The following is a 411-nucleotide window of genomic DNA, read 5'->3' on the forward strand; positions in this document are numbered from 1 at the left end:
CAATAAGATAGTTTTAAATATTCTTACTTTTATTTTTTTAAAATAAGAGTACATGCCCATCATAGGCATATACCCTTATTCATGATGGAAACCATTTTTAGTTTTTGAGTTCAACCCACTTATAGCTAAATTCCCCGCCATATTTATGTTCTAATAGGCCAGTAATAGATTGGCGTTGTAAATATGCTTTTCCAGGTTGATATACTGGAGCAATTGCTGCATCTTCAAGCAGTTGTTTTTCTGCTTGTAATAATGCATCCCAACGAGCTTGTACATCAACTTCTGTTTTTGCTTTTTTAATTAAATCATCATACGCTGGGTTTGCGTAATGTACTTTGTTTTGCGCATTACCTGTCGTATACATCTCAAGGAATGACATAGGATCCATATAATCCGGACTCCATCCCGCAT

The 411-nt window shown here is 35.0% G+C and carries 1 pseudogene; it reads right to left on the minus strand.

Going from position 1 to position 411, the window contains the following annotated elements:
- Window positions 1-97: 97 nt before the first annotated feature.
- Window positions 98-411 (minus strand): annotated as a pseudogene (locus MR079_RS28465) (peptide ABC transporter substrate-binding protein); the annotation flags it as partial.

The sequence above is a fragment of the Bacillus cereus group sp. BfR-BA-01381 genome (genome assembly GCF_022663555.1).
GTDB lineage: Bacteria > Bacillota > Bacilli > Bacillales > Bacillaceae_G > Bacillus_A > Bacillus_A pacificus.